7 protein-coding genes are annotated in these 5,455 nt (G+C 42.5%); 3 read left to right on the top strand and 4 right to left on the bottom strand.

Features of this window, described 5'->3' with window-relative positions:
* Positions 1-29: 29 nt before the first annotated feature.
* From AC1DVJ_RS29765 to AC1DVJ_RS29750, 4 genes are all read right to left on the bottom strand, one after another.
* A complete protein-coding gene (locus AC1DVJ_RS29765; RefSeq protein WP_477596322.1) occupies positions 30-875 on the bottom strand; it encodes a helix-turn-helix domain-containing protein in 846 nt (281 codons plus the stop codon).
* 198 nt (positions 876-1,073) lie between these two features.
* Positions 1,074-1,286, bottom strand: coding sequence for a twin-arginine translocase TatA/TatE family subunit (gene tatA / locus AC1DVJ_RS29760; protein ID WP_477596320.1), 213 nt, complete (start codon positions 1,284-1,286; stop codon positions 1,074-1,076).
* 20 nt (positions 1,287-1,306) lie between these two features.
* A complete protein-coding gene (locus tag AC1DVJ_RS29755; RefSeq protein WP_477596318.1) occupies positions 1,307-1,867 on the bottom strand; it encodes a RidA family protein in 561 nt (186 codons plus the stop codon).
* Between the two features lie 20 nt (positions 1,868-1,887).
* Entirely contained in the window at positions 1,888-3,495 is a 1,608-nt protein-coding gene (locus AC1DVJ_RS29750; RefSeq protein ID WP_477596315.1) for a flavin monoamine oxidase family protein, read from the bottom strand.
* 220 nt (positions 3,496-3,715) lie between these two features.
* Between AC1DVJ_RS29750 and AC1DVJ_RS29745 the strand changes: the two genes are divergently transcribed.
* The 3 genes from AC1DVJ_RS29745 to AC1DVJ_RS29735 form a co-directional block, all read left to right on the top strand.
* Complete coding sequence (locus tag AC1DVJ_RS29745; protein ID WP_477596313.1) at positions 3,716-3,946, top strand: MerR family transcriptional regulator; 231 nt, start codon at positions 3,716-3,718, stop codon at positions 3,944-3,946.
* A 31-nt stretch (positions 3,947-3,977) separates the two neighbouring features.
* On the top strand, positions 3,978-4,736 hold the full coding sequence (gene tatC, locus AC1DVJ_RS29740) for a twin-arginine translocase subunit TatC (protein ID WP_477596311.1): 759 nt from the start codon (positions 3,978-3,980) through the stop codon (positions 4,734-4,736).
* An 80-nt stretch (positions 4,737-4,816) separates the two neighbouring features.
* The coding region (locus AC1DVJ_RS29735; protein ID WP_477596309.1) for a LysR family transcriptional regulator at positions 4,817-5,455 on the top strand (639 nt) is incomplete at its 3' end.

Genomic DNA, 5,455 nt, shown 5'->3' with positions numbered 1-5,455 from the left:
GTTGAGAACTTGCACTGTGTTGCTGTCTTTTATACCTGCATGCGATACGACTTCGGTGTCGTTCCAAGAATGTTCTTAAACACACGGGAAAAGTAAGAAACATTCTGAAAGCCAACCTCCTGAGCGATAAAGCTAGCCGACTTCGACGTGGTTTCAAGTAAGAGACACGCTTCCTTTAATCTGCGAGAAATAATAAATTCCGTTATAGTACGCCCCGTTGACTGTCGGAAAATATGAGATAAATAAAAGGTGGAAAGGTGCAAATCCTCCGACATCCGTTGTAAATCAAATTTATCCTTGTAATGCTTTTCGATCCATTCCGTGATCTGCCCAGCCGTATGATTGCTGCTCAGCTTCAGCTTCTCCTTCTGAGGCTGGCAAATTTCACTTTCATAAGGCTCGAGCTGCTGAAGCATGGATAATAAGCATAAGACAAATTCTTCTTGCTGTTTGTGCATCGAAACACGACTTAGTTTGCTATGTAAATGCTCATAAAATTTGGCTAGATGCTGTTGGTTAGGGATCACATGATTGGTTAACCCATTCTTCCAAAGCGTGTTAAACCAGGTGCGAATCCCGCTAAACGCACGCAGCGCTGTATCCAATCTGTAAGGATCAAACATCAGGACAGATCGGACAAAGGGACCTTGGATTTGAATGCGGTGCAATTGAAAGGGTTGGAAAATCAGAATGCTTCCTGGCTCAATGTTATACCAGCGTTTGTTCACTTCCACACGTCCTATCCCTTCATACACATAGAGGAATTCCATACAAGAATGAGCATGATAGATCTCCCAATTCTGTTGTCGACTTGATTTCTCATGATTCAGATGAAAGGGTTCTTTGGTGACATCAACACTTGTGCTAAGTTTCAACAGCTATCCCTCCTGAGTTTGGAAATTTTTGGACACTTTGAGCGAACGTGAGCACACTCTATCACATTCTTGTACAAAACAATTGTACAAATTCTAGAAATTCCTGTGTTTTGTTTAGGTGCGATGAACGGATAAAAAAACAGATCTTGTAGATATTCTCCTGAGAGAAAATCCACAAGATCCGTTTACCAGCTCAGCTTATACGTTGACCTTTTCTGTTCGCTTGTCCTGAGCATCCAGATGCTCAGGCGCTTCTTTCCCTTCACCGACAAGCTCTCTGGCTGAATTTTTAAATTCATGCAGCGTACGTCCTACGGCACGACCGAGTTCTGGCAGCTTAGACGGTCCAAACAAGACTAAAACAACCAATAAAATTAACATGAGTCCAGGTAATCCAATATTTTGCAGCATACCACATCATCTCCTATTCGTTAGTCTTGGTTATGGCGCTTTGGATACACAGCTATAGCTTCAATTTCAATCAGCCAATCAGAGCTAACGAGGCTTGCAATACCAACCGTAGAACGTGCTGGCTTCACAGGATTAGCTTCTGTTCCAAAAAATTGCGCATAGGCATCAAACCAGCCTTGATAATCGAACTTGCCTTCTTTGGCTGCATCTGGTGTTACATAAACACGGAGATAAGCGACATCTGCAAGGGTGAGGCCTTTATCCTTTAATTGTGTTTCAATTGCCTTTAGAATACCAATCCCCTGTGTTTTCGTATCCCCATAGCGCTCATATACGGTCTTTCCTTCTTTGTTGATAACAGGCGGCACTGTTCCGCTAGTGAAAAGATAGGAGGATCCTGAAGGAACCGATACACCAGCAGCAATAGAAGAAGCAGGATTCCCATAAAATTCGACTTCGTTAATCGGCTCAGAATTGTATTTACTTGATTTCTCTGTCCCAGCCGCATAAGCACTAACGCAAATCAGGCATGAACCAACGGTAGCTGCTACGATTGTTTTCCACTTTTTCGTTATAATCATCATGATTCACTCCTTCTCCTCTATTCTTTCATTACGCGCTCATGAATTTCAGTAACAACTTTCCGCGCGGAYTCAATTGCTCCAGCTTGCCATGCGGTGATATAACTGATGTGCTCCCCTGCCAAATAAATACGGCCATCGGGTTTGCACAGGGTTGGATAGTAGTTCTTACGATCGTCTGCCGTATAAGAGGCCCAGCCGCCGAGATTATATTTAACCTTCTTCCAATCTACGGAGAACGAGGTTTCGAACTCTTTATGGTATTGCGGATGAATCTTCGCACCTTGGCTTAAAGCATAATCTTCTCGGGCCGCAAGTGACATATTACCAAGTTTATCTGCGTTTCCTCCGAATGAATAATAACCTAATAGAATACCTTTTTTGGAAAAATAATCATTTGGCGGGTAATAGATATTGGCAATATCCATATTCGTCAATGAGCTTCCGCCATAAATCATCTCATCTTCTTCCCAGAAGCGACGCTTGAATTGAAGACCGATTTTACCTGCAGACGCATAGCTAATCTTTGCAATTGCTGTTGTCATTTCAGGTGAGAAGTCTGCTTTAATGTTCTTGAGGACAGGGAGCGGGATGGTACAGATACAGAAATCTCCAGCAATCTCTTTATTTGCTCCACTGTTCAAGTCCTTATACAAAATCTTAACGCCATCGGATGACTGTTTAATCTCGTGAACTTCCGAGTTGAATTGAATTTTATCGCCTACGCGTTTCTCGAATGCCTTCGCAATCATATCCATCCCGCCTACAGGGTGGAACATCATCATTTGCTGATCGTAGCCATATTCACTGCTGAGAAATTGACCAAAACCAGAATTGATAATCGCTTTTAAGCTAAATGGATCCTTACGAACACCTGCGTCAAATTTACCGCCCGGCTCCTCCACATATCCAGCTCTGCTTGAGCCTTTATAGAACAGATCCGCATTCAAATCTCCTTCGCTTTTCAAAAAGGCAACTAGTTTTGTTTTTTCTTCTGTCGACAAAGGTAGATCTAACGCACTCTGATTTACAGCCTTAGCCAGCATTTCTGAGACATAACCGCGAACATCAGCTTTCGCCTGCCGCTTTGGAATTCGCTTACCTGACAACTCGCCTACGTTTTCATTATAGTAGTAGCCGCTGTCGTTCACATTATTGAAAGGTTCTATGGCAACTCCGAATTTACGGGCATAATCCAGCGTCACATGAAATTGCGGAATTCGCATCGGCCCTGCATTGAAATACATGCCATTATCGAAGCGAGCCACCTGCTTCGCGCCACCAACCTCGGTAACCGTCGTTCCTCTGCGCACTGTCCATGCCCGTCCACCTGAACGTGCTCTCGCTTCTAGTATTGTGCACTGATAGCCTGCCATTCCAAGCTCATACGCCGCTGTCATCCCAGCAATTCCTCCGCCTAGGATGATAACTTTCTTCCCATTGCGGTTCGTCGATGTAAGATCCCTTCCCGATGGCGGTGTATAATCTGCGGCTTTCATCGTTTCCGGGGAGAGTAGTCCTAAAGTACCCATCACACTGAATATTGCGGCTGACCCTCCTAATTTGCCGACGGTTGTTAAAAATTGTCTACGTGTAATTTGATCTTCTTGGATCGGTGTCTTCTCCATGCTTCCATCTCCTCATGTTTAAGTTTGGCTATCCGCTACTTAAACGTAACAGCGAGATGATGAATAGTCATTACTTTATGTAAGGTAACATGACATAAATTTTAGTTATACTAAGATAACCACCGTTTATTTGATCGTTTTCCCATTAAATGATAGAGTTTCATTAATTAGTGTCACATATAAGTTAATTAACCTTACATTGAACTGGAGGGATATGCTAATGATGACAAAGAAAAAAGTAATTCAAATTGGTGTAGTAAGTGAACTAACAGGGTTAACAGAGAGGCAAATTCGATACTACGAGGACCGCAAGCTTATTTTTCCAGACAGAAGCAAGGGAGGCGTTCGTAAATATTCCTTCGAGGATATTCAAACCATTATGGATATTCACACAAAGCTAACTGACGGCTTTCATACGGTAGAGTTAAGACGAATGCTCGCCGGATCTTAGCACCTTTTTATCATTAGACTGGAGGGCTCCTATGCAGATCAAAGAATTGATGTCACTTGTCGAGCATCTAACCGAACTACGTACACGCATTATTCGTGTCCTCATTGCCGTAATCCTCACCTTAATCATTGGATTCGTCTTCGCTCAGAAGATTTTAATTTTCCTCAAGCAAAGCTCTACCGCATCCGATATCACCTGGCATGTATTCTCACCTATGGATAGCATTCGCATCTATATGTTGATTGCTTTCGCCGTTTCACTCACACTAACACTGCCATTTATCCTTTATCAAATTTGGGCTTTCGTCAAAAAAGGTCTTACCAAAGAAGAGCAAGCCGCCACACTGAGGTACATCCCTTATACGTTCTTATGCTTCTTGATTGGTTTAGCCTTCGGTTACTTCGTTGTATTCCCAATGTGTATGAAATTTACATTAGGAGTGACCGAAAACCTTGGATTAACACAAACCTACGGCRTGGCTCAATATTTTAGCTTTATGCTCAATATTATTATTCCATTGTCTCTAGCCTTCGAACTCCCGATTATCGTCATGTTTCTAACAAAGCTGAAGCTCTTGAATCCAAAATCACTGAACAAAGTCCGCAGATACGCTTATCTGCTTCTAATTATTACAGCGAGCTTGATTTCTCCGCCTGATTTAATCTCGCATCTCATGGTAGCCATCCCTTTATTCGCTCTATATGAAATCAGCATTTTATTATCTCGCATCGTTTATAACGGACAACAGCGGGAGGAGGGTCTCAGACAAGTCGAATATGGAGTCTCCTAAAATAGTGCTCCACACATATTGTCCATCTTCTTCAATTCGGATATAGTTACTTCATAATCGGCACTCAGAAAAGGTGAACTATGCGAATTGAACAACTCATTTATATCATTGAAATTAATCAAACGGGTTCCATTTCCTTAGCAGCTGAAAAGCTTCACGTTTCCCAGCCGAACATCTCTCAAGCAGTCGTCAGCTTAGAGGAAGAGCTTGGTGTGAAGCTTTTCAATCGTTCACGCATTGGAGCCATACCTACAGAAGACGGAAAATTAATTATAAGCAAGGCCATTGAGATCATGAATAAAGTTGAAGAGCTTCGAGAAACAGCCGGCTTTCAGTTCAATCAACTGTCAGGATCACTTTCGATTGCCTCAGTACCGAGTCTTTGTTTAAGTGTTCTTCCTCCAACATTGGCTATTTTCAAAAATAAGCACACAGATGTAGAACTTGTCATGATGGAGAAGGATTATCCACAGATCATTCATGAGGTTCTAAGCGGACAAGTCGATTTAGGACTCGTTGCTGTATCAACCCAACATGACAGCGCGCATCCACAACTGATAACAGAGCATTTGTTGAGCTGCCGAGTCATGGCCTATGTTGGTAAAAAGTCTCCGTTATCACACCGAACCAGTATCTCTATTGAAGAACTCCTTCTAGAACCACTTTTGGTTTCCTCTGATTTTTTGATCAATGTTTTCCGAAAGCACGGTGAGCCTAAC

It is taken from the genome of Paenibacillus sp. P4_A9, from assembly GCF_056402415.1.
This window is presented reverse-complemented; position numbering and strand designations above follow the sequence as displayed.